Below are 24471 nucleotides of genomic sequence, written 5' to 3' on the forward strand. Positions count from 1 at the left end.
ACGAGGAAGCAACGCAGCGGGGACATGACCGGTGCGTTGTGTCTCCTAACGTGCGATTCAACACCCTGGAGAAAAAGAATGGCTGGAAACACAGCGCTGACTTCCCCTCTGATACTGGCCCTCGTTTGCGGGCTGGTTGCCGTGGCCTATGGCTTCTGGGCCCGCGGCTGGATTCTCTCGAAGGACGCGGGCAACGCCCGCATGCAGGAAATCGCAGCCGCCATCCAGGCGGGCGCGGCCGCCTACCTGGCGCGGCAGTACAAGACCATCGGCATCGTCGGCGTGGTGCTGGCCATCCTCATCGGTCTCTTCCTCGACGGCAAGACTGCCATCGGCTTCGTCATCGGCGCGGTCCTTTCGGGCGCCTGCGGCTTCATCGGCATGAATGTGTCCGTGCGTGCGAACGTGCGCACCGCGCAGGCTGCCACCCAAGGCATCGGCCCCGCGCTGGACGTGGCCTTCCGCGGCGGCGCCATCACCGGCATGCTGGTGGTGGGCCTGGGCCTGCTGGGCGTGACCGGCTTCTACTGGTTCCTGGTGGGCAGCAATCCGGTGGCCGACAAGACCCTCGCCGGCCTGCTCAACCCGCTGATCGGTTTTGCCTTCGGCTCCTCGCTGATCTCCATCTTCGCGCGCCTGGGCGGCGGCATCTTCACCAAGGGCGCCGACGTGGGCGCCGACCTGGTGGGCAAGGTCGAGGCCGGCATCCCCGAGGATGACCCGCGCAACCCCGCCGTGATCGCCGACAACGTGGGCGACAACGTGGGCGACTGCGCCGGCATGGCCGCCGACCTGTTCGAGACCTACGCCGTGACCCTGATCGCCACCATGGTGCTGGGCGCCCTGCTGGTGGCCGCCGCGCCGCTCAACGCCGTGCTCTACCCGCTGGCGCTGGGCGCGGTGTCCATTGTGGCCTCCATCATCGGCTGCTTCTTCGTCAAGGCCTCACCCGGCATGAAGAACGTGATGCCCGCGCTCTACAAGGGCCTGGCCATCGCCGGCGTGCTCTCGCTCGTAGCGTTCTATTTCGTCACGACTTGGATCATCCCCGACAATGCCCTGGGCGGCAGCGGCGCGCAGATGAAACTGTTTGGCGCCTGCACCACCGGCCTGGTGCTGACGGCCGCGCTGGTCTGGATCACCGAGTTCTACACCGGCACGCAGTATTCGCCCGTGCGCCACATCGCCCAGGCCTCCACCACCGGCCACGGCACCAACATCATCGCGGGTCTGGGCGTATCCATGCGCTCCACGGCCTGGCCGGTGATCTTCGTCTGCATCGCCATCCTGGTGGCCTACCAGCTCGCGGGGCTGTACGGCATCGCCGTGGCGGCCATGTCCATGCTGAGCATGGCGGGCATCGTGGTGGCCCTGGATGCCTACGGCCCCATCACCGACAACGCCGGCGGCATTGCCGAAATGAGCGAGCTGCCCAGCAGCGTGCGCGACATCACCGACCCGCTGGACGCCGTGGGCAACACCACCAAGGCCGTGACCAAGGGCTACGCCATCGGTTCTGCCGGTCTGGCCGCACTGGTGCTGTTTGCCGACTACACGCACAAGCTGGAGAGCTATGGTCGCGCGGTCAGCTTTGACCTGAGCGACCCCATGGTCATCATCGGCCTGTTCATCGGCGGCCTGATCCCCTACCTGTTCGGTGCCATGGCCATGGAAGCCGTGGGCCGTGCTGCCGGCAGCGTGGTGGTGGAGGTGCGCCGCCAGTTCAGCGAGATCAAGGGCATCATGGAAGGCACGGCCAAGCCCGAATACGGCAAGGCCGTGGACATGCTGACCACCGCCGCCATCAAGGAAATGGTCATCCCCAGCCTGCTGCCCGTGGTGGTGCCCATCGTGGTCGGCCTGCTGCTGGGCCCCAAGGCCCTGGGAGGCCTGCTGATGGGCACCATCGTGACCGGCCTGTTCGTGGCCATCAGCATGTGCACCGGCGGTGGCGCCTGGGACAACGCCAAGAAGTACATCGAGGATGGCAACCACGGCGGCAAGGGCTCCGAGGCGCACAAGGCCGCCGTCACCGGCGACACCGTGGGCGACCCCTACAAGGACACCGCCGGCCCGGCCGTCAACCCGCTGATCAAGATCATCAACATCGTGGCGCTGCTCATCGTGCCGCTGGTGGTGAAGTTCCACGCGGGCTGAGCCTGCCATCCCACCGGAGCGGGGCCGCGGGCCCTGCCCGCACCACCACAAGGGGCACATGCCCCTTGTAGTTTTTTGGGATTCCTGTGCACCCAAGGACGGGGAATAATGCCCCCTGACCTGGGGGCCCTTGCCGCCCTCACCCCACCCGCCATCCGCAGTGAGAGGAAACCGCTTGCGAGACCACGCTCCGACCGTGACTGGAACCGATGCCCAGGTGTTTGAGCACACCGTACGGCACACCCTGGACCAGAGCCACCGACTGCTGGAACGGGTGCTCGAATGCACCCGACTGGCGCTGCAGTCGCTGGAAGACCGTTCGCGCACACCCGGCGAACGCCACGGCCTGCTCGAAGCACGCCAGCAGCTCTCGCGCCTGTGCTTCACCATGGCCGAGCGCTACCCCGGCGCATTGCGCCAGACCATGGCCCAGGACACGCTGGACCGGCACAAGCACACGCGCTCCCTGTTCACGGTGCATTTCGACGAACTGGAACTGATGGACGAACACCAGATCCACGAAAGCGTGGAGCGCGCCCGTGCCCGCGAGGTGCTGGCCGAAGCCGTCGATGCCACGCTGGCAGAGTTCAACGGTCTGGCCTGCGCCGCGCAAGGCCTGCCCAACGTCAACCCCGAAAGCAACCCACTGCGGCCCGAAATGTTCCTGCAGGCCCTGCAGACCGTGGTGGGCCAGATGCAGGTGACCGATACCGTGCGCCGCGACTGGATGGGCCCCATGGCGCAGGCGCTGGGGGCAGAGCTGCGCACCCTGTACGCCGATCTCACAGCGCAACTACAGCAGGCCGGCATCAAGCCCATCGGCTATGCCATGCGCCAGGCCGACGGCCGCTATGCCTACACCCCGGCGAGCGGCCCGCAAGGCCATTCCCCAGGCTTTGCCAATGAGCCCGCCCATGCGGTGGTCGTGCCCACCGCGCCGGCCATGCAGCCTACGGCGGCAACCACCGCCGATGCCGCCGCACCGGCCCATGCCCAACAGGAAGCCCTGCTCACGCTGGAACGCCTGCGCCACCTGCTGCTGGGTGACCTGGGCGGTGCGCCCACAGGCAACCGGGTGACGGACTTTGCCGCACACTTTGCCCGCACCTTTGATGGGCAGCACGACGAAGCCGACACCCTGCCACCCACCGATTTCGAACCCACCGTGCCCGCCGCCTTCGAGGCCCTGCAGGAGATGAACCAGGTGGGCCGTCTCATGGAGCGCCTGGAAAGCCCGCGCACGCCCATGCAGCCCTCTGCGGCGGCCAGCGGTGGCTTGGGCCAGGCACTGAGCCAGGAGGTGGTGGCGCTCATGGTGGACAACATCGCGCAGGACCCGCGCCTGCTGCCGCCCGTGCAACAGGTGGTGCGCGCCCTGGAGCCCGCCCTCATGCAACTGGCCGTGGCCGACCCGCGCTTCTTCAGCGACCGCGACCACCCTGCGCGCAGGCTGCTGCAGGAAATCACCGACCGCAGCCTGGGCTTTGACAACGTGCAAGCCCCCGGCTTCGAGAGCTTTCTGCTGGCACTGCACGACAACGCCCTGCCCCTGGCACAGACCACCATCCAGAGTCGTGACGACTTCGAGCCCGTGCTGGAACAGCTCCAGCAGCGCTGGTCCGAAAGCGAGGCCCAGCGCGAGCAGGAACGCAAGCGTGCCATCGAGTCACTGTGGCGGGCCGAGCAACGCCACCTGCTGGCCTCGCGGCTGGCCCGACAGATCCGGCACCTGCCCGAATTCAGCCTGGTGCCCGCAGAGATCGGTGCCTTCCTGCAGGGCCCCTGGTCCCAGGTGCTGGCCCAGGCCAGGCTGAACAACGACAGCGGCCAGGCCGACCCTGGACGCTACCGCGAGTTTGTCGATGCCCTGCTCTGGAGCGCGCAGCCCGCGGAAACGCGCAAGAACCCCGCCAGGCTGGCACGCCTGGTGCCCAAGCTGCTGGCCCGCCTGCGCGAAGGGCTGGCCACCATCGGCTACCCGGCCACGGAGTTGGGCCCCTTCATGGACACCTTGATGCGCCTGCACCAGTTGGCCTTCCAGGGCACGGCCACCCCGGCCACGGGCCAGGCGGCGCAGGTGCCCATGCCAACTTCTACGGCAGCCACTGCCACCCAACCCAGCACCCCGCGCCTGGACGCCCCAGCCGACGACGAACCCTGGCTCGCCCCGGCCGAAGCCAAGGAGTCGGGGTTCATGGAATCCTTCGGCGCCAGCGGCCAGCCACTGGAAGCACCGGACACAGCGCCCCCCCTCAGCAGCGCACCCGACATGGCCGTGGGCACCTGGGTGGATCTGCGCGTGGACGGGCAATGGGAACGCACCCAGCTCACCTGGGTGGGCCCGCACGGCACGCTGTTCCTGTTCACCAGCGCCAGCGGGCGTTCCCAGTCCATGACACGGCGCCTGCGCGACCGGCTCATGGCCCAGGGCGCGCTGCGCGTGGTGTCGGAGCAGACCGTGGTGGGCGAAGCGCTGGACGCTGTGGCCCGCACCGCCATGCGCAACAGTGTGGATACGCGGTATTAGGGTGCACCCCCCTGAGGCGCTTCGCGCCTTCCCCCCGCTCTCGCATTGCTACGCAATGCGGGCAGGGAGACGCTCCCGGCGCGACGGGGCGGCCCTTGCGCGGGAGCCCTGGCCAAAGTCAGCACGCTGGACGCAACGTGAATATGGCACGGCCAGTGCGCTCCGCTGCGAACGCGGGCAACCGCATGTACGGAAGCTTCGAATTTGAGGGCGCGGGTGATGATCGTTGCGGGTGCCGCGCTCGCAGAATGAGCGCTGATACGGATCAGCGCACACCACCAGCTGCGGTGTATTCAGGGGCGTTTTCCAGGCGGCCCGCGGCCTCGATCAACACGCAGGCCTTGCCGCTGCGGCGGCACTGGTCCTGCACGCGCCAGAAGTTGCCATGGCCCAGGCAGCCCGTCTGGCACAGCACCAGATCGGCGGCAACGGCCTGTGGATTGCGCTCCAAGGCCAAGCGGGCGACCAAGCGTTCGTGGTCTTCACGCGCATAGGCCAGCGCCGTCTCCCGTACCACCAGTGCGCCCCGCAAGCGCACCACCTGCGCGTGCAGACGATCAATTTCGGCCTGCTGCCCAGCCATCACACGGGTGCAGCGTTCCTGCACCTCGCCATAGGCACGGCATACGGCAAGATGCTCGTCGGAAGGGGCGTAGGCGGCTGCGGTCTGCATGGCACTGGGATTCATCACAGACAGTATAAATGCGAATTGATCGCATTTGAAGTGCTTGCCTTCCTGAAACCTTCCCCGACCGCCATTCCGCCTCAACTGTTGATCTGCGCCCAGAGCTTGTCCAGGCGCTTCACGCTCACCGGCTGCGGCGTGCGCAGTTCCTGCGCGAAAAAGCTCACGCGCAGTTCCTCCAGCAGCCAGCGCAGCTCCTGCATACGCGCGTCCACCTGGCCCTTGCGCTCGGCCACGAGGCGCCAGTAGCGCTGCTCCTGCGGGCGCAGCTCGGCCAGACGGGCGGCGTCGCGGGCCGGGTCGGCGCGGAATTTGTCCAGCCGCAGCACGATGGCCTTGAGGTAGCGCGCAAAGTGCGCGAGCTGCGGCCAGGGTGCCGCGGCCAGGAAGTTCTTCGGCACGAGGCGCTGGAGCTGCTGCTGCGCATCCGCCACCGCATCCGGCGCGCCCTTGGTGTCCTTGATCTTGCGCACCGCCCCCGCGTATTCCTGCAGGATGGTTCCCGCCAGGCGCGCCACCTCGTTGGCGATCAGCGTGAGGCGCGCGCGCCCTTCCTGCACGCGGCGCTCGAAGTCCTGCGCATTGGTGGGCAGCGGGTCGAGCAGGAAGGCGCGGTCCAGCGCCACGTCGATGATCTGCGCGCGCAGTTCTTCCTGCGTGCCCAGCGGCATGTAGGCCACGGCCATCTTCTGCAAATCTGGGATGTTCTTTTCGAGGTACTTGAGCGCGTCCTTGATCTGCAACGCGCACAGGCGGCGCAGGCCGGCGCGGTGCTTGGCGGCCGCCACCTCGGGTTCGTCGAACACCTCGATGCTGACGGCGTCGCCCGCGTCGATGAGCGCCGGAAAGCCGATCAGCGTCTGCCCGCCCTTGCCGATCTCCATCAATTCGGGCAGTTCGCCGAAGGTCCAGGCGGTGTAACGTGCCTCGGCCTGCGCGGTGGGTGCGGGTTTCGCTCTTTTTTCAGGAGCACGTTGCGCTTTATCTGTCGCAATTTCAGATGGTTTTCCATCTGAATCCTTGTTAATGCCAGCGCCAGGCGCTATCTTTAATGAAGCAAGCGCCTGGAAGGCCCCGCGCGCCTTGGCGCCCAGTTCGGCCTTGAGTGCGCCCAGGTTGCGCCCCTGGCCCAACTGGCGGCCATGCTCGTCCACCACGCGGAAGTTCATGAACAGGTGTGGCGGCACCATGTCGAGCTTGAAGTCGGCGCGCTTGACGTCGAGCGAGGTCTCCTCGCGCACCTGCTTGAGCAGCGCGTCCACCAGCCCGGTGTGGCCCACGCGGTCGGGCGTGCCCAGCAGGGCGGCCAGGCGCGTGGCGTTGTCGGGCAGCGGCACGAAGCGGCTGCGCGGGCGCTGCGGCAGGCTCTTGAGCAGGGCCTGGATCTTGTCCTTGAGCATGCCGGGCACCAGCCACTCGCAGCGCTCCTCCTGCACCTGGTTGAGCACGAACAGTGGGATGGTGACCGTGACGCCGTCGCGCGGGTCGCCGGGCTCGTGCAGATAGCTCGCGGTGCAGTCCACGCCGCCCAGCCGCACCATCTTGGGAAAGGCGCTGGTGGTAATGCCCGCGGCCTCGTGGCGCATGAGTTCGTCGCGCGTGAGCTTGAGCAGGTCGGGCCGGGCCTTGCTCTCCTGGCGGTACCAGTGCTCGAAGCTGCGGCCGTTGCACACGTCCTGCGGCACCTGCTGGTCGTAGAAGGCGAAGATCAGTTCCTCGTCCACCAGCACGTCCTGGCGGCGCGACTTGTGCTCCAGCTCCTGCACCTTGGCGATGAGCTTGTCGTTGGCGGCCAGGAAGGGCAGGCGCTTGTCCCAGTCCTGCGGCGCCTCCCCGCCCACCAGGGCCTCGCGGATGAACAGCTCACGCGCGGCGTGCGGGTCCACCTTCTCGTAGCCCACGCGCCGGCCGCTGTAGACCACCAGGCCATAGAGTGTGGCGCGCTCGAAGGCCACCACCTCGGCGGCCTTTTTCTCCCAGTGCGGGTCGAGCACCTGTTTCTTCAGCAGGTGCGCGCCCACCTCTTCCAGCCATTGCGGCTCGATGGCGGCGATGCCCCGGCCGAACAGGCGCGTGGTCTCCACCAGTTCGGCGCAGACGATCCAGCGGCCCGGCTTCTTGCGCAGGTGCGCGCCCGGGTGGCGGTGGAACTTGATGCCGCGCGCGCCCAGGTACTGGTCCTCTTCCTCGGGCTTGAAGCCGATATTGCCCAGCAGGCCCGCCAGCATGGACAGGTGCAGCGCCTCGTAGCTGGCCGGCTGGGTGTTGAGCGCCCAGTGGTGCTCCGTCACCACGGTGAGAAGCTGGCTGTGCACGTCGCGCCATTCGCGCACACGGCGCACGTTGATGAAGTTCTGGCGCAAGAGCTGCTCGTACTGGCGGTTGCTGAGCTTGTGCGTGGGGGCCGCTGGCGCGGGCACGGGCGGAACCGGCGCGGCAGCCTTGCGCTGCGCCACCGGCAGCACCGCCTGCGAGGGTCCACGCGCGCGCGCCTGGGCCTGCTGCTGGCGTGCCGAGGGCAAGGCGGGGGCACCGCCGCGCGCCTCCTGCAGCCACTGCCAGAGCTTGAGGTAGCCGGAAAACTCGCTCTTGTCGTCGTCGAACTTGGCGTGCTGCTGGTCGGCCTGCTGCTGCGCGTCCATGGGGCGGTCACGCACGTCCTGCAGGCTCAGGGCGCTGGCGATGACCAGCACCTCGCTGAGGGCGCCGCGCTCGCGCGCTTCGAGGATCATGCGGCCCACGCGCGGGTCCAGCGGCAGTTTGGACAGTTCGCGCCCCATGGGCGTGAGCTCGTTCTTGTCGTCCACCGCGCCCAGTTCATTGAGCAACTGGTAGCCGTCGGCAATCGCCCGGCCCGAGGGCGCGTCGATGAACGGAAAGTCCTCCACCACACCCAGGTGCAGCGACTTCATGCGCAGGATCACGCCCGCCAGCGAGGAACGCAGGATTTCCGGGTCAGTGAAGCGCGGCCGGCCCGCAAAGTCTTTTTCGTCGTAGAGCCGGATGCAGATGCCGTTGGCCACGCGCCCGCAGCGCCCGGCGCGCTGGTTGGCCGCCGCCTGGCTGATGGGTTCGACCAGCAACTGCTCCACCTTGCTACGCAAACTGTAGCGCTTGACGCGCGCCGTGCCTGCGTCAATGACGTATCTGATACCAGGAACCGTCAAAGATGTTTCTGCCACATTGGTGGCCAGCACGATGCGCCGCCCGGTGTGGCCGTCGAAGATGCGGTCCTGCTCTGCCTGGCTCAGGCGCGCGAACAGCGGCAGCACCTCGGCGTTGCGCGTCACGGGCTGGTGCGCCAGGTGCTTGCGCAGGTGGTCGGCGGCCTCGCGGATTTCGCGCTCGCCGGGCAGGAAAACCAGGATATCGCCCCCGGCATTGCCCTGCCAGAGTTCATCCACGCCATCGGCGATGGCTTCGTTCAGGCCGTAGTCACGCGAATCCTCGAACGGCCGCCAGCGCTGCTCCACCGGGAAGGTGCGGCCCGACACCTGAATGATCGGCGCCGGGCCCTTGCCGCTCTCGAAATGTTTGGCAAAACGATCGGCGTCAATGGTGGCCGAGGTGACGACCACCTTCAAATCCGGCCGGCGCGGCAGGATCTGCCGGATGTAACCCAGTAAAAAATCGATGTTCAGACTGCGCTCATGCGCCTCGTCGATGATGAGGGTGTCGTAGGCCTTGAGCAGCGGGTCGGTCTGTGTCTCGGCCAGCAGAATGCCGTCGGTCATGAGCTTGACCGAGGCGTCGCGCGAGAGGCGGTCCTGGAAGCGCACCTTGTAGCCCACCACCTCGCCCAGCGGGGTTTTCAGCTCCTCGGCGATGCGCTTGGCCACGCTGCTGGCGGCAATGCGGCGCGGCTGGGTGTGGCCAATCAGCTGGCCCTTTTGGCCCGCGGAGGCATTACATTTGCCGCGCCCCAGTGCCAGCGCGATCTTGGGCAACTGCGTGGTCTTGCCCGAACCCGTTTCACCGCAAACGATGACGACCTGGTGCTGGCGCATCGCCTCCATGATCTCGTCGCGCCGACCGGATACGGGCAGGGACTCGGGAAACTCCAGGGTGAAGGCGCGGGAAGGTGCAGGCAGACGCGGATCGGGCAAAGGCATGGGGCGCAATTATCGGGCCGTGCAAGCCGCGCCCCTCATACGGATTTGCCTTCAACCGTATAACGTCGTTGGTTTGCCTTGCCGTGCTACAGCACTGTCTGCGGCTTCCCGCCTAGTTATCCGATTGAATGCAAACCCGTATCAAGCCCCCAGCCACCACCCCGCCCCGGCGCTGGCGGCCACCACCAGCCAGGGCGGCAGCTTCCAGGCCATGAGGGCCACGCCCGCCAGCAGCGCCAGGGCAACGTCCTGTGGGGTGTGGATGGCACTGGTCCACACAGGCTGGTACAGCGCCGCCACCAGCAGGCCCACCACGGCCGCGTTGACGCCCGCCAGCGCCGCCTGCATGCGCGGGTGGGCGCGCAGCCCTTCCCAGAAGGGCAGCGCCCCGGCCACCAACAGGAATGAAGGAGCAAAGATGGCCAGCAGGCACACCAGCGCGCCCCACACACCCTGGGGCCCCATTTGCAGCGAAGCCCCCAGAAAGGCGGCAAAGGTGAACAATGGGCCGGGCACGGCCTGGGCTGCGCCGTAGCCTGCCAGAAAAGTGTCCTGGTCCACCCAGCCGGTGGGCACCAGCTCGGCCTGCAGCAAGGGCATCACCACATGCCCGCCGCCAAAAACGAGCGAGCCCGCGCGGTAGAAGGCATCGGCCACCGCCAGCGTGGCATGCGGAAACACCGCCGCTGCCCAAGGTAGCCCCAGCAGCAGCGCCACAAACAGCGCCAGCCAGGCCATGCCCGCGTGGCGCCCCACGGGGATGGGCAGGGGCTCGTGGGCAGCGCCCTGCCCTGGCGCCAGCGTCCACAGGCCCACCAGCGCGGCCAGCGCCAGGACCAAGAACTGCGCCCAGACGGAGGACCACCACAGCACAGCGCAGGCGGCCACCGCCATGAGGCTGGTGCGCGGCACATCGGGGCACAGGCTGCGCGCCATGCCCCACACCGCCTGCGCCACCACAGCCACCGCCACCACCTTGAGCCCGTGCAGCAACCCAGCGGGCACGGCGTCCCCCCAGTGGGCCAGGCCCAGGGCAAACAGGATGAGTGCCACGGCCGATGGCAGCGTGAACCCCAGCCACGCGGCCAGTGCTCCCGGGTAGCCCGCGCGCGCCAACCCCAAGGCCATACCCACCTGGCTGCTGGCGGGGCCGGGCAGGAACTGGCACAGGGCCACCAGGTCGGCGTAGTTGCGCTCGCTCAGCCAGCGGCGCCGCACCACCAGCTCCTCGCGAAAATAGCCCAGGTGGGCCACCGGCCCGCCAAAGGACGTGAGGCCCAGGCGCAGGAAAACCAGGAAGACAGCCCAGGGGCTGCGGTCGGAGAACTCGGAGTCGGGCATGGACGCGATTGTGGATGTGCAGCAACGGCGGCGCAGAATAATCGATACACATGGCACGCCGATGGCGGCCACCGACAGCGCCCGGCGGCGTGTCTGCGCAACAATAGGGGTTTACATCACCCCGCCCGCAGCTTGCGGGCGCACCCGCTGCACACCTACCGCGCATGTCCACCGTCTTCAACTTCACCTTTGTGCCCTGGTTCCGGTCGGTGGCGCCCTACATCCACAAGTTTCGGCACCAGACCTTTGTGGTGGGGCTGACGGGTGAGGCCATTGCGGCGGGCAAGCTGCACAGCATTGCCCAGGACCTGGCCATGATCAAGGCCATGGGCGTAAAAATCGTTCTGGTGCACGGTTTTCGGCCCCAGGTGAACGAGCAACTGGCGGCCAAGGGCCATGCGGGCAAGTACTCGCACGGCATCCGCATCACCGATTCGGTGGCCCTGGACTGCGCCCAAGAGGCCGCCGGGCAATTGCGCTTCGAGATCGAAGCCGCCTTCAGCCAGGGGCTGCCCAACACGCCCATGGCAGGCTCCACGGTGCGGGTGATCTCGGGCAACTTCGTTACCTCGCGGCCGGTGGGCATTGTGGATGGGGTGGACTTTGAACACTCCGGCCTGGTGCGCAAGGTGGACGTGGCGGGCATCCAGCGCGCGCTGGACATGGACGCGCTGGTGCTGCTCTCGCCCTTCGGCTTCTCGCCCACGGGCGAGGCTTTCAACCTGAGCATGGAAGAAGTCGCCACCTCGGTGGCCATTGCGCTCAAGGCCGACAAGCTGCTGTTCCTGTCCGAGGTGCCCGGCATCCGCACCGACCCCGAGGCTCCCGAGGGCGAGGACAACCCCATCGACACCGAGCTGCCGCTGGCCCAGGCCAAGCAACTGCTGGCGCGCGTGCCGCCGAGCCAGCGCCCCACCGACACGGCCTTCTACCTGCAGCACTGCGTGAAGGCCTGCCAGGGCGGCGTGGAGCGCAGCCACATCATCCCGTTCGCCGTGGACGGCGCGCTGCTGCTCGAAATCTATGTGCACGATGGCATCGGCACCATGATCGTGGACGAGAAGCTGGAGGAACTGCGCGAGGCCACGGCCGACGACGTGGGTGGCATCCTGCAGCTCATCGAACCCTTCGAGAAGGACGGCACCCTGGTCAAGCGCGACCGCACCGAGATCGAACGCGACATCGCCAACTACACCATCATCGAGCACGACGGCGTGATCTTCGGCTGCGCCGCGCTCTACCCTTACCCCGAAAAACGCACCGGCGAAATGGCCGCTGTCACCGTCTCGCCGCAAAGCCAGGGCACGGGCGACGGCGAAAAGCTGCTCAAGCGCATCGAACAGCGCGCACGCAACCTGGGGCTGGAGTCCATCTTCGTGCTCACCACGCGCACCATGCACTGGTTCATCAAGCGCGGCTTCGTGGTGGTGGACCCCGAGTGGCTGCCCGACGCCCGCAAGCGCAAGTACAACTGGGATCGGCGCAGCCAGGTGCTGGTCAAGAAACTTTGATTGTTTTTTGCCTTCAGCACAATACCATCAAGCGCTAGCAGCTATACTTTTTATAGCAATTTAGGCTACAACCGCACTTCGTCGATCTGCTCCGGATCGAGAAACTGCTCCGCGTAGCGCTGGTACACCTTGCCCTGCACGAACACATCGAACAGGTCAGGGTCGATGTGGCCGCTGTGCACCATGCGCTGCATGATGCCCAGGGCCTGCGACAGCTTCATGCCGCTCTTGTAGGGTCGGTCGGCGGCGGTCAGGGCCTCGAACACGTCGGCCACGCCGATCATGCGCGCCTGCCAGGACATCTGGGCGCGCGTGAGGCCCCGCGGGTAGCCCTTTCCATCCATGCGTTCGTGGTGGCCCCCGGCGTACTCGGGCACGTTCTTGAGGTGGCGCGGCCAGGGCAGTGTCTCCAGCATCTTGATGGTGGCGACGATGTGGTAGTTGATGGTGTCGCGCTCGGCCTGCGTGAGCGTACCGGAGCGGATGGTGAGGTTCTCCATCTCCTCGGCGCTCAAAAAGCTGGTCTGCACACCCTCGGGGTTGCGCCACTGGCGCTGCGTGCCGATGACGCGCACGCGCAACTGGTCGGCCTGCTGCATGGCTTCGCTGCCGTGGTTGCAGCGGCGCAGGAATTCGCGGTCGGCCTCCAGGGCCTGCAGTTCACTTTGCAGCGCGGCCTGGGCCATGGCCTCGGCGCCCGCGTCCTGCACCGGGCGCAGGGCCAGCTGGGCGCGCAGGGCATCGAGTTCGGCGTCGCGCTTGAGCACCTCAAAGCGGGTGTCGATCAGCCCGATGCGGTCATAAATGGTTTGCAGCTTGGTCGCCTTGTCCACCACATGCACGGGCGTGGTGATCTTGCCGCAGTCGTGCAACAGGCCGGCCATCTGCAGTTCGTAGCGGTCGCGCTCGCTCATGCGGAAGTCGGCCAGCGGCCCGGTGGTGGTGGCGTCGGCGGCCTCGGCCAGCATCATGGTGAGCTGGGGCACGCGCTCGCAGTGGCCGCCGGTGTAGGGCGATTTTTCGTCGATGGCCACGTTGATGAGCTTGACGAAGGATTCGAACAGCGTCTCCAGTTGCGTGATGAGCAGCCGGTTGCTCAGCGCGATGGCCGCCTGCGAGGCGAGCGACTCGGTCAGGCTTTGGTCCTCCAACGAGAACGGCCCCACCTGCCCCGTGGCCGGGTCGATGGCGTTGATGAGCTGCAGCACGCCAATCACCGCACCCTCGTGGTTCTTCATGGGCACGGTGAGAAAGGATTGCGAGCGGTAGCCGGTGCGCTGGTCGAACGCGCGCGTGCCCGAAAAGTCGAAGCCTGCCTCGGCATACACATCGGCAATGTTGACCGTGCGCTCGTGGATAGCGGCGTGGGCGGCAACCAGCGCGTCGTTGGGCGAGCCGTCGGCACGGCGTAGCGGCAGGTCGGGCAAACCCACGCGCTGACCCGTGGTGCCGCCCTGGCGGATGCCCAGCGAGTCGGTGCGCATGATCTCGAAGCGCAGCGCCCCGCCATCGGGCGTCATGCTGTAAAGGGTTCCGGCATCGGCGCCGGTCAGGGCCTTGGCGGCTTCGAGGATGTTTTCGAGCAGGCGTTCGATGTCGCGCTCGCGCGAGAGCGCGGCGCCGATCTGGTTGAGCTGCTCCAGGCGACGGAACAGCTCGATGGCGGATGACTTGCCCATGGTGGTGCCTTCATGCCGACCCCCTGCGGCCAGCGCCCCGCCATGTTAGCGCCGCTTACAGCGCCATCGGTGACAGGATCAGCGGATCCGCAGGCCGCGCACCAACAGCCACAGCATGGCCAAGCCAAACACCACAAACCACACGAAGGACCAGTTGGCGATGGAGCCTCCCAGGAAGGTCCAGTCGATGGCCGTGCAGTCGCCCGAGCCCTTGAAAATCATGGGAATGGCGCGGCGGATCGGGTAGTTCTCGATCATCCCGTAGAAGTCGCGTCCGCACATGGACACCTCGGGCGGAAACCACTGCAGCCAGCTCTGGCGCGCCGCCGTGAACGCGCCAAACCCGCTGCTCAGCACCGCCAATGCGGTAAGGCTCATCCACCAGCCTTTTTTGCCACTGGCGCTTGCCAGTCCTGCGAGGATAGCTACAAAAATCAGAGCATAACGCTGCACAATGCACATGGGGCAAGGCTCCAGCCCCACCACATGCTGCAGGTACAGGCCGAACGCCAGCATGGCAATGCACGCAGCGCTGATGAACGCGAGCACGCGGCGCGGCGCGTGGTCAAACCAATGTGCAATCATTCTTCACCTTGTGGAGCCCCTGGCTGGCACGCCCGACAGGGGCGCCGCTCAGATGCCAGAGGCCTGGTCCAAAAATACCCGGGCACGCCGCGGTGTCACCAACAGCATATCCCCTTGCGCAAAGCCCATGTCGCGGTACTGCTGTGCAGGAATTTGCGCTTCGATCAGGGCCTGCGGGGCTGCATTGTGCGCTGGTTGGTGGTCGCCGGTGGGAATAAGTTCCAGCCGCGCGATCGGCCCCACCACAATGGCCCGCTCCAGTTGCGCCACGATGCCCCGCGGGCGCCCGTCCTCGTCCACGCCCGCGCCGCTGGTGTAGCGCTCCACGTCCAGATCGTGCGGGCGCACATAGGCAAAGGCCTTGGCGTTCTGCGCCTGGTGGTGCTCGGGCGAATCAAGCTCCATGCCCTCCAGGTGCACCAGGCCTTCGTGCGCACGGCCATGGAACAGGTTCACGTCACCCAGGAAGCCATACACGAACGGGCTGGCCGGATGGTCCCAGACCTGCTGCGGCGTGCCGCTTTGCTCGATCTTGCCCTGGTTGATGACGACCACGCGGTCGGCCACTTCCAGCGCCTCCTCCTGGTCGTGCGTCACGAAGATCGAGGTGACATGCAGCTCATCGTGCAGGCGGCGCAGCCAGCGGCGAAGCTCCTTGCGCACCTTGGCGTCGAGCGCGCCGAAGGGCTCGTCGAGCAGCAGCACCTTGGGCTCCACGGCCAGCGCGCGCGCCAGGGCGATGCGCTGGCGCTGCCCGCCCGAGAGCTGCGAGGGGTAGCGCTCGGCCAGCCAGTCCAGCTGCACGAGCTTGAGCAGGTCCATCACTTTTTGCCGGATCTGCGCCTCGCTCGGGCGCTCGCTGCGCGGCTTGACGCGCAGGCCGAAAGCCACGTTCTCGAACACCGTCATGTGGCGGAACAGCGCGTAGTGCTGGAACACGAAGCCCACGTTGCGCTCGCGCACATGCACGTCGGTCGTGTCCTCGCCGCTGAAGTGGATGCTGCCCACGTCGGCCGTCTCCAGGCCGGCGATGATGCGCAAAAGCGTGGTCTTGCCGCAGCCCGAGGGGCCGAGCAGCGCGATGAGTTCGCCGGACGCGATGTCCAGGCTCACGTCACGCAGCGCCTGGAAGTCGCCGAACTGCTTGCTGACGTTGCGGATTTCAATGCTCATGTTCTGTTGTCCTTCACAAACCGGCGGGCGCAGGGCGCTCCGGCGGGAGTTCTGCGGCCGCCTTGAGCGCCTGCTCGTTGCGGTGCTCGGCAACCGTCTTGATGACCAGCGTGACCAGCGCCAGCAGCGCCAGCAACGAGGCCGCCGCGAAGGCCGCGACCGACTGGTACTCGTTGTAGAGGATCTCGACGTGCAGCGGGATGGTGTTGGTCTGCCCCCGGATATGGCCCGACACCACCGACACCGCGCCGAACTCGCCCATGGCGCGCGCATTGCACAGGATCACGCCGTACAGCAGGCCCCATTTGATGTTGGGCAGCGTGACGTACCAGAAGGTCTGCCAGCCCGTGGCGCCCAGCACGATGGCGGCCTGTTCTTCGTCGTTGCCCTGTGCCTGCATCAGCGGGATCAGCTCGCGCGCGATGAACGGGAAGGTGACGAAGATGGTGGCCAGCACGATGCCCGGCACGGCGAAGATGATCTTGATGTCGTGCGCCGCAAGCCAGGGCCCGAACCAGCCCTGCGCACCAAACATGAGCACGTAAACCAGACCCGCCACCACGGGAGACACGGAAAACGGCAGGTCCACCAGCGTGGTCAGGAAAGCCTTTCCCTTGAACTCGTACTTGGCAATGCACCAGGCCGCCGCCACGCCGAACACCAGGTTCAGCGGCACAGCAATCAAAGCCGTGATGAGCGTGAGCTTGATGGCAGACCACGCATCGGGCTCGCGCAGACCTTCCAGATACGCGCCAAAGCCTTTGCGCAGCGCCTCGGCAAACACGGCGGCCAGCGGCAGCACCAAAAACAGCAGCATGAAGGCCAGCGCCAGCGTGATCAATGTGTAGCGCACCCACGGCGCCTCGGTCGTGCCTGCTTGTGCGCGACGAATGGTTCGAGAGTTGGCGCCGCTCATGCTGGAGCCCCTGCGTGGCGACGCTGCCAGGCCTGCAGCGCGTTGATGACGAGCAGCAGGATGAAGGAGATGACCAGCATCACCACCGCCACGGCGGTGGCGCCAGCGTAGTCGTACTGCTCCAGCTTGCCGATGATGATGAGCGGCGTGATCTCGGACACCATGGGCATGTTGCCGGCGATGAAGATCACCGAGCCGTACTCACCCACGGCGCGCGCGAAGGCCATGGCAAAGCCGGTCATCAGCGCCGGCGTGATGGACGGCAGGATGACGAGCCGGAAGGTCTGCCAGCGCGTGGCGCCCAGGCTGGTGGCGGCTTCTTCGAGCTCCTTCTCGGCGTCTTCCAGCACGGGCTGCACGGTGCGCACCACGAAGGGCAGGCCGATGAAGATCAGTGCAATGACGATGCCCGCGGGCTTGAACGCGAGCTGGATGCCCAGCGGCTCCAGGATGCTGCCCACCCAGCCGTTGCCTGCCAGCAGCGCTGTGAGCGAAATGCCGGCCACGGCCGTGGGCAGCGCGAACGGCAGGTCCACCAGCGCGTCCACGATCTTCTTGCCAGGAAACTTGTAGCGCACCAGCACCCAGGCGATCAGCAGGCCGAAGAACAGGTTGACCAGCGCCGCCAGGAACGACGCGCCGAAGGTGAGCCGGTACGAGGCCAGCACACGCGGCGCGCTGATGGCCGACCAGAACTGCTCCCAGGTCAGCGAAAAGGTCTTGAAGATCAGCGCCGACAGCGGGATCAGCACGATGATGCTCAGGTAGAACAGCGTGTACCCCAGCGATAGCCCGAAGCCGGGCAACACGCGTTTGGGCGCACGCCGCCCGGCCTGCGCCGGGGCTGCCCCCAGCGCAGCCACGGAGGTGGCGGCGGTCATGGCTTACTTCGCGCTATAGATTTTGTCGAACTGGCCGCCGTCGTTGAAGTGCACCTTCTGCGCTTCCGTCAGGCTGCCGAAGTACTTGGCCACGGTGAACTGCTTGAGCGGCTTGAAGGTGGCCTCGTACTTCTTCAGCACCTTCTCGGAGCGCGGGCGGATGGCGTGCTTGGCGGCGATCTCCTGGGCCTCGTCGGAGTACAGGTAGTCGAGGTAGGCCTTGGCCAGTTGCGCCGTGCCCTTCTTGGCCACGGTGCGCTCCACCACGGCCACGGGGTTCTCGGCCACGATGCTGACCGACGGGTAGATCGCATCGACCTTGCCGGCGCCGAATTCGCGGTCGATGGACACCACCTCGGACTCGAAGGTGATGAGCACGTCGCCCTGGTTGCGCTGCAGGAAGGTGGCCGTGGCGTCGCGCCCGCCCTTGGCGAGCACCGGCACATTCTTGTAGAGCTTGGCCACGAACTCGGCCGCCTGCTGCTCGGTACCGCCCTTCTCACGCACGGCGCCCCAGGCGGCCAGGTAGGCGTAACGGCCGTTGCCGCCGGTCTTGGGGTTGACCACGATCACCTGCACGCCGGGCTTGATGAGATCGTCCCAGTCCTTGATGCCCTTGGGGTTGCCGTTGCGCACCAGGAACAGCATGGTCGAGGTGGTGGGCGAGGCGTCGTGCGGGAACTTCTGGGCCCAGTCCTTGGCCACCACGCCGCTGTCGGCGAGGAACTGCACGTCGGTCGTGGTGTTCATGGTCACCACGTCGGCGGCCAGGCCGTCGTTCACGGCGCGCGCCTGGGCGCTGGAGCCCGCATGCGACTGGTCGATCTTGATGTCCTGGCCGGTGGTCTTCTTGTAGTGCGCGACGAAGGCGGCGTTGTAGTCCTTGTAGAACTCGCGCGCCACGTCGTAGGACACGTTCAGGAGCTGGTTCTGCGCCGAGGCCACGCCGCTGGCGGCCAGGGCCAGGGAGGCCAGGAGGGTCTTGATTTTCAGGGAGGTCATGGTTGCTTCGCCCGGTGATTGCTTGGAATGGAGGGCATTGTGCGAAGCCTTCTTTAAAACACAAAAGAATATATTTTTGTTTGTTAATCAACAAATCGCATATAAAACCACTCGCTCTCCAGTCCAGGGCCCGGCTCTCTCATCAGAATTCTTTGCGGAAAAATGGCTTCAAGCGCTTGACTGGAAAGCGCTAGCAGCTATATTTTTTATAGCAATCAATCCTGCACTAACCGGGCTGCAACCTGCACCGAAGCCATCCGGCCCCGCGTGGATCTCCCGACCCCATGGGCACGCCGGGGTATGCACATGCAGAGCGCCGCAGCCCCACGAGATGCCTTGACCTCAGCACCTGTGCCTTCCGGTCACCCCCCCGCACCGCACGGGTCAGGCGGTATCGGCAAGGCTGGAGACTATCGCTGCCATAGAGAGAACCGGATTGCCCGCTGACCACACCGCCCAGACAATTCCGACCCAACAAGTAACAACTTGCAACATCTCGTCTCCCACCCAACAAGGCAAAACACGATGCAAAACTGGAAAATCAGTCAACGCCTGATGGCAGGCTTTGGTCTCGTCATCGCCATGCTGCTGGGCATGTCGGTGTACAGCGTGTATATCGCCCGCGGCATTGACGCCGCACTCACGGCCAACGCCACGCAGAACGCGGTCATCCAGCGCGCCGCCATCAATTTCCGCGGCTCCGCCCACGACCGCTCGATTGCCGTACGGGATGTGGTGCTGGCCCCCAACGAAGCTGCACGCCAGCGCGAAATCGAAGCGATCGATCGCCTGGCCGCGTTCTACGCCGCATCGGGGCAACAAATGGACAAGGTGCTGCAAAGCGGCGGCTCGGTTCCACCTGAAGTGGCGCCCATGGTGCAAGCCATCCGGGACATCGAAGCGCGTACCGTTGACACCACGCGCAAGGTAGTGGCTCTGGTACAGGCAGGCGACCGCACAGCGGCCGAAGCCTTGCTCTGGAGCGATGCCAAGCCACAGTACGAACAGTGGCTGGCGGCCATCAACAAGTTGATCGACTTTGAAGAGGCCCGCATCATCAAAAACAGCACCCAGGCCAACCAGGAGGCAAGCCAGTTCAGCAAAGTCATGCTGGCCATCACCGCGCTGGCCCTGCTGGTGGGTGTGACCGCCACGGTGCTGGTGTCCCGCAGCATCGGCCGCGAGCTGGGGGCCGAGCCCCGTGAGGTGCGCTCTGTGGTGCAGGCCATGCAGCAGGGCAACCTGACGGTGGCCGTGCCGGTGCGGCCAGGCGACAGCAGCAGCGTGATGGTGGCGGTGCGCGACATGCAGCAGCGCTTTCATGAACTGGTATCGGCCGTGCGCGACAACATCGACGAACTCCACGCCACCAGCAGCGCCATTGCCAACGGCAACCAGCACCTGGGCCAGCGCACCGAACAGGCCGCCAGCAGCCTGGAACAGACCGCCGCCAGCATGGAAGAACTGACCGCCACCGTGCGCCAGAGCGCCGATTCCGCCCAGGCAGCCAACCGGCTGGCCGCGCAGGCGGCCGGCACGGCCTCGCGGGGCGGTGAGGTCATGCAGCAGGTGGTGAGCACCATGGCGGACATCCACCACAGCAGCCAGAAGATTGCCGACATCATCAGCGTGATCGACGGCATTGCGTTCCAGACCAACATCCTGGCACTCAATGCCGCCGTCGAAGCCGCCCGTGCGGGCGAGCAGGGCCGGGGCTTTGCCGTGGTGGCCAGCGAGGTGCGCAGCCTGGCCGGGCGCAGCGCCGAGGCGGCCAAGGAGATCAAGGCGCTGATCCAGGCCAGCGTGGAGAAGGTGGATTCGGGCAGTCAGCTCGTGACCAACGCGGGCGCCACGATGGAGGAGATCGTGCAGGGGGTGCAGCGCGTCACCTCCATCATCGGCGAGATCAGCACGGCCGCCATCCAGCAAAGCGACGGCATTTCACAGGTCAACGTCGCGGTGTCCCAGCTCGACCAGATGACTCAGCAAAACGGTGCCCTGGTCGAGGAAAGCCGCACGTCCGCGGACAACCTGCAATCCCAGGCCCAGCGCCTGACCGCCCTGGTGGAGGTGTTCCAGGTTGGCACCGCCGCCCACCGCCGCGCCGCCCTGCCCGCGCGTTGAAAGGCCTGCAGCCGCAAGCACTCAGAAACGCACGGCCTCGAACGCCGGGTACAGATCGTCCACCCAGTGGTTCAGTTCGTCGTGCGACACATCCAGCGAGGCCATGCAGGCCTCGCCGTGTTGGCGCCATTCGCGTGAGGGCTCCAGGCCCTCATGGTGGTGCACCAGGTGCTCGGCGAGCAAGCCCATGGCTACCAGGTGGCGCACGGTGGGGCTGAACTGGTCGTCCTGCAGGCAGCCGAAGTCGTGGTGCAGCCAGATGGCCTGCGCCACATCGCCCGTGAGGTGCCAGGTGCGCGCTACGATGGCGCCCACCACGGCATGGTCGGTGCGGTGATTGGCGTTCTCGGTCTGGGTGAAAGTGCGGTCCTGGCGCGCCAGGGCCTCGGTGACCGTACTGGCATATCCGCGCACCGCCTTCACCAGCACCGGCATGCCGACGTGGCAGAACAGGCCGAAGCTGTAGCCCAGGCCCGGGTCCAGGCTGTAGAGCTGGCGGCCAATGTGCTCGCAAGCGATGGCGCGGCGTTGCGAGCTTTCCCAGAAATGCTCCAGCAGCGGCGAGCGCACCTGCAGCGCCTGGCGCGTGATGAAGGCCGAGAGCAGCTCCACCGCCGGGCGCAGGCCCAACACGGTAAGTGCCATGCCAACGGTCTGCACGGGTTGATCGAGCCGGTACAGCGGACTGTTGGCGGTGCGGATCAACGCCGCCGCCAGGGCCACATCGGACGAGGCCAACTGGTCCAGCGCATCCATGTCCGTCTCTTGCTGGGCCAGTATTTCCTGCAGGCGAAACAGGGCCTGCGGGCATGGCGGAATGACGATGGCACGCACAGCGGGCAAGCTGCGGGCCTGGCGAATGTTCTGATCGATCGGGTGGTCGGTCACGGTGGAAATCCCCGGCGATGGGTGCCTGGTGGCCGCAACAAGGTGCTTGCACAACCCACACAGACTTTGTTTCAATTGGTTGCATTGTGACCGCAAACCAGTGTCTGCGCGCACTCCCCCCGGCGGCCAAAGGCCGCTTCATCCCCCTGTTGACACACGGGTCGCCATGCTGCTGCGCCCCGGCATGGATTCGCCCAGAAAGTCCAGAAAATGCCGCACCGCAGGTGCCAACCCACGACGCGAAGGAAAGACCGCGTGCACGATGCCCGGCGTGGGCGCCCAATCCGGCAGCACGCGCACCAAACGCCGGTCGCGGATTTCATCGTGGCACATGTAGTCGGGCAACCAGCAAATGCCGGTGCCCGACAGCGCGGCAAACTTGAGCGTGAGCAGGTCATCGGCCACGTAGCGCGGTGTGTGCTGCACTGTCTGCTGGGCACCGTTGGGGCCGATAAGCTGCCACACGGCCTTGCCGTCGGGTGCCGACATGGAGATGGAGTCCATGCGCGCCAGGTCGGCCAACGTCGTGGGCGTGCCCTGGCGGATCAGCAGATCGGGGCTGGCCACCAGCACCTGGCGCGCCACATCCAGGCGCTTGACGACCATGCTGCCGCTGTCGTCCACCGTGGGCCGCACGCGCAACGCCACATCCAGGCCTTCTTCCACGAGGTTGACGGCCCGGTTGCTCACCTGCAGCTCCACCCGCACCAGGGGATGGCGCGCCAGAAAAGCCGGCATCAACTCGCCCAGCACCGTCTGCGCGAGCGTGACCGGGCAACTCACCCGGATGGTGCCGCGCGGCTCGGTCTGCACCTGGGCCACCGTGTCGCGCGCCGCCAGGGCCGACTCGCGCACCGCCTGGCAATGCCGCAGAAAGGCCTCGCCCACATCGGTCAGGGACAGCTTGCGCGTGGTGCGCTGCAACAGGCGTACGCCCAGTTGCGCCTCCAGCTCGGAAACCCGGCGCGACAGGCGCGACTTGGGGATGCCCAAAGCCCTCCCGGCGGCAGCAAAACCGCCCCGCTCCACCACTTCGGCGAAGTACAGCATGTCGTTGAGATCCTGCATGGTGGCTCCTTGGCGCTTATTGTTCCACTGGCAGGACAATCTATCGCATTTTCGCCAACTTATCAAAAACTAAGGCGATCTCCACAATCTATCCATCGCCACACACCGTGGCTCCACCCCCAGGAGATCACCATGCAACTGCTTCACATCGATTCCGCCATCACCGGTTCCAACTCGGTATCCCGCCAGCTCACCGCACAGGTGGTGGCCGCCTGGACCGCCGCCCACCCCGGCACACAGGTGGATTACCTGGATCTGGTGGCCAACGCCCCGGCCCACTTCACCATGGAAGCCATGGCCCCGCGCACCGGGCAGACCGAGGGCCTGAGCGAGGTGCAGGTGCGCGAGAACGCTGTGTCCGAACAGCTGGTGAGCCAGTTCCTTGCCGCCGACGTGGTGGTGATTGGTGCGCCGTTCTACAACTTCAGCATCCCCACGCAGCTCAAGGCCTGGATCGACCGCATCGCCCAGCCCGGCCGCACCTTCCAGTACACGGCCAACGGCCCTGAGGGCCTGGCCAAGGGCAAGACCGTGATCATCGTGTCGAGCCGTGGCGGCGTCTATTCCACCAGCGAAGGCGGCCGTGCCATGGAACACCAGGAGAGCTACCTGCAGACCGTGCTGGGCTTTTTCGGCGTGACGGATGTGCGCTTTGTGCGTGCCGAGGGTGTGGCCATGGGTGAAGCCGCCAAGGCCAGTGCCCTGAGCGCAGCGCAGCAGCACATCGGCCAGGCCGCCAACCAGCCGCTGGCACAGCAAGCCGCTTGAAGTGAAACACCCCCTTGTGTCGCCTTCGGCGCCTTCCCCCCGCTCTCGCAGCGCTACGCGCTGCGGGCAGGGGGACGCTCCCAGCGCGGCGGGGGCGGCCCTTGCGCGGGAGCTCTGGCCTGTGGCGCGCCCGTTTCATCCGCTGCGGGTAGCGCGCATGCGGTATGGATGACTGAGATGAAGCGCATCCCCCGGGTGGCGCTTCGCGCCCTGCCTGGGTCGTGCCCGTTTCATGCGTCGCGGGTGCCGCGTACGCGGAATGGATCACTGATGTGCTGCCCGGCGCCTCATTCGCCCAGCGCGCGCTCCAGTGCCGCGTGCAGGCGGCGCGCATACAAGGCGGCATCCAAGGGGCGATCGGCCAGCACGTCGCACGACACGGTGCGCCGCTGCATGCCGTCCACATCGTCGGGGTGGCCCAGGGCGCCACACAGCAAAGGCCAGTCCGGCACCGTGGCCAAGGTGCCCGCGACCAGCAGCACCCCCGTGCGCTGGCGGCGCTGGGCCAGCCCCACCAGCTTGCGGCCCGCCGCATCCACCACCTCCCAAGGGGCCAGACTGCCGTAGCAGGCCCAGCCCACCACGGGGCCCAGGTGCGCGTTGGCGGCAGCGACTTCCGATTCCGGCAGGGCACGGCCAGCCACACCCAGAGCGGCCAACACATCCACATGCAGTTGGCCCAGGTCACGGTAGCTGTCAGGCAGGCGCCCGCGCACCCAGGGGTGCGTCAGCGGCAAGGCCACCGAAGCGCTCACCATCCACGGCCCGGTCAGCACCGCACCGCCCCCCGACGGGCGCACCAGTACATCCATTCCCTGCGGCATCCGCCGCGCCACTTCGGCATGCAGGGCGCGCTGCGAACAACCCAGCACGATGGCGGGATCTCGGTAGGTCCAGACGCGAAAACGGGGCGCAGTGACGGGCTCGGCCATCTGGAGCGTGTTCCAGGCCTGCTCTTGCTGTACGGTGTCGATGGGAAGGCTCCGAGGGGGTGAAAAGGGGTCGCCGATGGCGCGCCGAACTATCCTGCCGCCAGGGCTGAAAGTCAAATCGG

At 66.6% G+C, this 24471-nt stretch carries 17 protein-coding genes; 5 read left to right on the top strand and 12 right to left on the bottom strand.

What is annotated here, in order from left to right; genetic code table 11:
• Window positions 1-78: 78 nt before the first annotated feature.
• Together MJ602_RS10665 and MJ602_RS10670 are read left to right on the top strand one after the other, a co-directional pair.
• Window positions 79-2157: a sodium-translocating pyrophosphatase gene (locus MJ602_RS10665; protein WP_243020809.1), complete on the top strand. Its 2079-nt coding sequence runs from the start codon at window positions 79-81 to the stop codon at window positions 2155-2157.
• Window positions 2158-2353: 196 nt separating this feature from the next.
• Window positions 2354-4684 carry a DUF1631 family protein gene (locus MJ602_RS10670; RefSeq protein WP_243020810.1) on the top strand — a complete coding sequence of 777 codons (2331 nt, stop codon included), beginning with the start codon at window positions 2354-2356 and terminating at the stop codon, window positions 4682-4684.
• A 265-nt stretch (window positions 4685-4949) separates the two neighbouring features.
• On the opposite strand, the gene MJ602_RS10675 is transcribed toward MJ602_RS10670, so the two are convergent.
• The 3 genes from MJ602_RS10675 to chrA all read right to left on the bottom strand — a co-directional run bounded on the left by MJ602_RS10675 (window position 4950) and on the right by chrA (window position 10822).
• Complete coding sequence (locus MJ602_RS10675; RefSeq protein WP_243020811.1) at window positions 4950-5372, bottom strand: DUF2325 domain-containing protein; 423 nt, start codon at window positions 5370-5372, stop codon at window positions 4950-4952.
• Window positions 5373-5449: 77 nt separating this feature from the next.
• Entirely contained in the window at window positions 5450-9481 is a 4032-nt protein-coding gene (gene hrpA / locus MJ602_RS10680; RefSeq protein WP_243020812.1) for an ATP-dependent RNA helicase HrpA, read from the bottom strand.
• A 141-nt stretch (window positions 9482-9622) separates the two neighbouring features.
• Window positions 9623-10822: a chromate efflux transporter gene (chrA, locus tag MJ602_RS10685; protein WP_243020813.1), complete on the bottom strand. Its 1200-nt coding sequence runs from the start codon at window positions 10820-10822 to the stop codon at window positions 9623-9625.
• A gap of 164 nt (window positions 10823-10986) precedes the next feature.
• Here chrA and argA point away from each other — a divergent pair, with 164 nt between their 5' ends.
• Window positions 10987-12333, top strand: a complete 1347-nt coding sequence (argA, locus tag MJ602_RS10690) for an amino-acid N-acetyltransferase (protein WP_162015966.1) — start codon at window positions 10987-10989, stop codon at window positions 12331-12333.
• 65 nt (window positions 12334-12398) lie between these two features.
• Here argA and MJ602_RS10695 read toward each other — a convergent pair whose 3' ends face one another.
• From MJ602_RS10695 to MJ602_RS10720, 6 genes are all read right to left on the bottom strand, one after another.
• On the bottom strand, window positions 12399-14012 hold the full coding sequence (locus tag MJ602_RS10695; RefSeq protein ID WP_243020814.1) for an HD family phosphohydrolase: 1614 nt from the start codon (window positions 14010-14012) through the stop codon (window positions 12399-12401).
• 78 nt (window positions 14013-14090) lie between these two features.
• Complete coding sequence (locus tag MJ602_RS10700; protein WP_243020815.1) at window positions 14091-14597, bottom strand: disulfide bond formation protein B; 507 nt, start codon at window positions 14595-14597, stop codon at window positions 14091-14093.
• Window positions 14598-14645: 48 nt separating this feature from the next.
• Window positions 14646-15770: a sulfate/molybdate ABC transporter ATP-binding protein gene (locus MJ602_RS10705; protein ID WP_243020816.1), complete on the bottom strand. Its 1125-nt coding sequence runs from the start codon at window positions 15768-15770 to the stop codon at window positions 14646-14648.
• Window positions 15771-15783: 13 nt separating this feature from the next.
• Window positions 15784-16686 (bottom strand): sulfate ABC transporter permease subunit CysW, encoded by a 903-nt coding sequence (gene cysW, locus MJ602_RS10710; RefSeq protein ID WP_243020817.1) that lies wholly within the window; start codon window positions 16684-16686, stop codon window positions 15784-15786.
• Window positions 16683-17567, bottom strand: coding sequence for a sulfate ABC transporter permease subunit CysT (cysT, locus tag MJ602_RS10715; RefSeq protein ID WP_162015960.1), 885 nt, complete (start codon window positions 17565-17567; stop codon window positions 16683-16685). The genes cysW and cysT overlap by 4 nt, the downstream gene beginning before the upstream one ends.
• A gap of 3 nt (window positions 17568-17570) precedes the next feature.
• Window positions 17571-18569 (bottom strand): sulfate ABC transporter substrate-binding protein, encoded by a 999-nt coding sequence (locus MJ602_RS10720; protein WP_162015959.1) that lies wholly within the window; start codon window positions 18567-18569, stop codon window positions 17571-17573.
• Between the two features lie 525 nt (window positions 18570-19094).
• On the opposite strand from MJ602_RS10720, the gene MJ602_RS10725 reads away from it, so the two are divergent.
• Complete coding sequence (locus tag MJ602_RS10725) at window positions 19095-20693, top strand: methyl-accepting chemotaxis protein (RefSeq protein ID WP_243020818.1); 1599 nt, start codon at window positions 19095-19097, stop codon at window positions 20691-20693.
• Between the two features lie 21 nt (window positions 20694-20714).
• Here MJ602_RS10725 and MJ602_RS10730 read toward each other — a convergent pair whose 3' ends face one another.
• The gene (locus MJ602_RS10730) at window positions 20715-21581 is read right to left on the bottom strand and encodes an HDOD domain-containing protein (RefSeq protein ID WP_242455324.1); all 867 of its coding nucleotides are present in this window, start codon (window positions 21579-21581) and stop codon (window positions 20715-20717) included.
• 138 nt (window positions 21582-21719) lie between these two features.
• Window positions 21720-22649, bottom strand: a complete 930-nt coding sequence (locus tag MJ602_RS10735) for a LysR family transcriptional regulator (protein WP_162015956.1) — start codon at window positions 22647-22649, stop codon at window positions 21720-21722.
• Window positions 22650-22781: 132 nt separating this feature from the next.
• On the opposite strand from MJ602_RS10735, the gene MJ602_RS10740 reads away from it, so the two are divergent.
• Window positions 22782-23417 carry an FMN-dependent NADH-azoreductase gene (locus MJ602_RS10740; RefSeq protein WP_162015955.1) on the top strand — a complete coding sequence of 212 codons (636 nt, stop codon included), beginning with the start codon at window positions 22782-22784 and terminating at the stop codon, window positions 23415-23417.
• Between the two features lie 287 nt (window positions 23418-23704).
• On the opposite strand, the gene MJ602_RS10745 is transcribed toward MJ602_RS10740, so the two are convergent.
• The gene (locus MJ602_RS10745) at window positions 23705-24466 is read right to left on the bottom strand and encodes a lipoate--protein ligase family protein (RefSeq protein ID WP_243020819.1); all 762 of its coding nucleotides are present in this window, start codon (window positions 24464-24466) and stop codon (window positions 23705-23707) included.
• Window positions 24467-24471 lie beyond the last annotated feature (5 nt).

The sequence above is a fragment of the Simplicispira sedimenti genome (assembly GCF_022760965.1).
GTDB lineage: Bacteria > Pseudomonadota > Gammaproteobacteria > Burkholderiales > Burkholderiaceae_C > Simplicispira > Simplicispira sedimenti.

Coding starts and splice junctions, on each gene's coding strand:
- cysW (WP_243020817.1), bottom strand. CDS start 16,686: ATGAGCGGCGCCAACTCTCGAACCATTCGTCGCGCACAAGCAGGCACG.
- argA (WP_162015966.1), top strand. CDS start 10,987: ATGTCCACCGTCTTCAACTTCACCTTTGTGCCCTGGTTCCGGTCGGTG.
- MJ602_RS10700 (WP_243020815.1), bottom strand. CDS start 14,597: ATGATTGCACATTGGTTTGACCACGCGCCGCGCCGCGTGCTCGCGTTC.
- chrA (WP_243020813.1), bottom strand. CDS start 10,822: ATGCCCGACTCCGAGTTCTCCGACCGCAGCCCCTGGGCTGTCTTCCTG.
- cysT (WP_162015960.1), bottom strand. CDS start 17,567: ATGACCGCCGCCACCTCCGTGGCTGCGCTGGGGGCAGCCCCGGCGCAG.
- MJ602_RS10665 (WP_243020809.1), top strand. CDS start 79: ATGGCTGGAAACACAGCGCTGACTTCCCCTCTGATACTGGCCCTCGTT.
- hrpA (WP_243020812.1), bottom strand. CDS start 9,481: ATGCCTTTGCCCGATCCGCGTCTGCCTGCACCTTCCCGCGCCTTCACC.
- MJ602_RS10675 (WP_243020811.1), bottom strand. CDS start 5,372: ATGAATCCCAGTGCCATGCAGACCGCAGCCGCCTACGCCCCTTCCGAC.
- MJ602_RS10695 (WP_243020814.1), bottom strand. CDS start 14,012: ATGGGCAAGTCATCCGCCATCGAGCTGTTCCGTCGCCTGGAGCAGCTC.
- MJ602_RS10705 (WP_243020816.1), bottom strand. CDS start 15,770: ATGAGCATTGAAATCCGCAACGTCAGCAAGCAGTTCGGCGACTTCCAG.
- MJ602_RS10735 (WP_162015956.1), bottom strand. CDS start 22,649: ATGCAGGATCTCAACGACATGCTGTACTTCGCCGAAGTGGTGGAGCGG.
- MJ602_RS10720 (WP_162015959.1), bottom strand. CDS start 18,569: ATGACCTCCCTGAAAATCAAGACCCTCCTGGCCTCCCTGGCCCTGGCC.
- MJ602_RS10725 (WP_243020818.1), top strand. CDS start 19,095: ATGCAAAACTGGAAAATCAGTCAACGCCTGATGGCAGGCTTTGGTCTC.
- MJ602_RS10740 (WP_162015955.1), top strand. CDS start 22,782: ATGCAACTGCTTCACATCGATTCCGCCATCACCGGTTCCAACTCGGTA.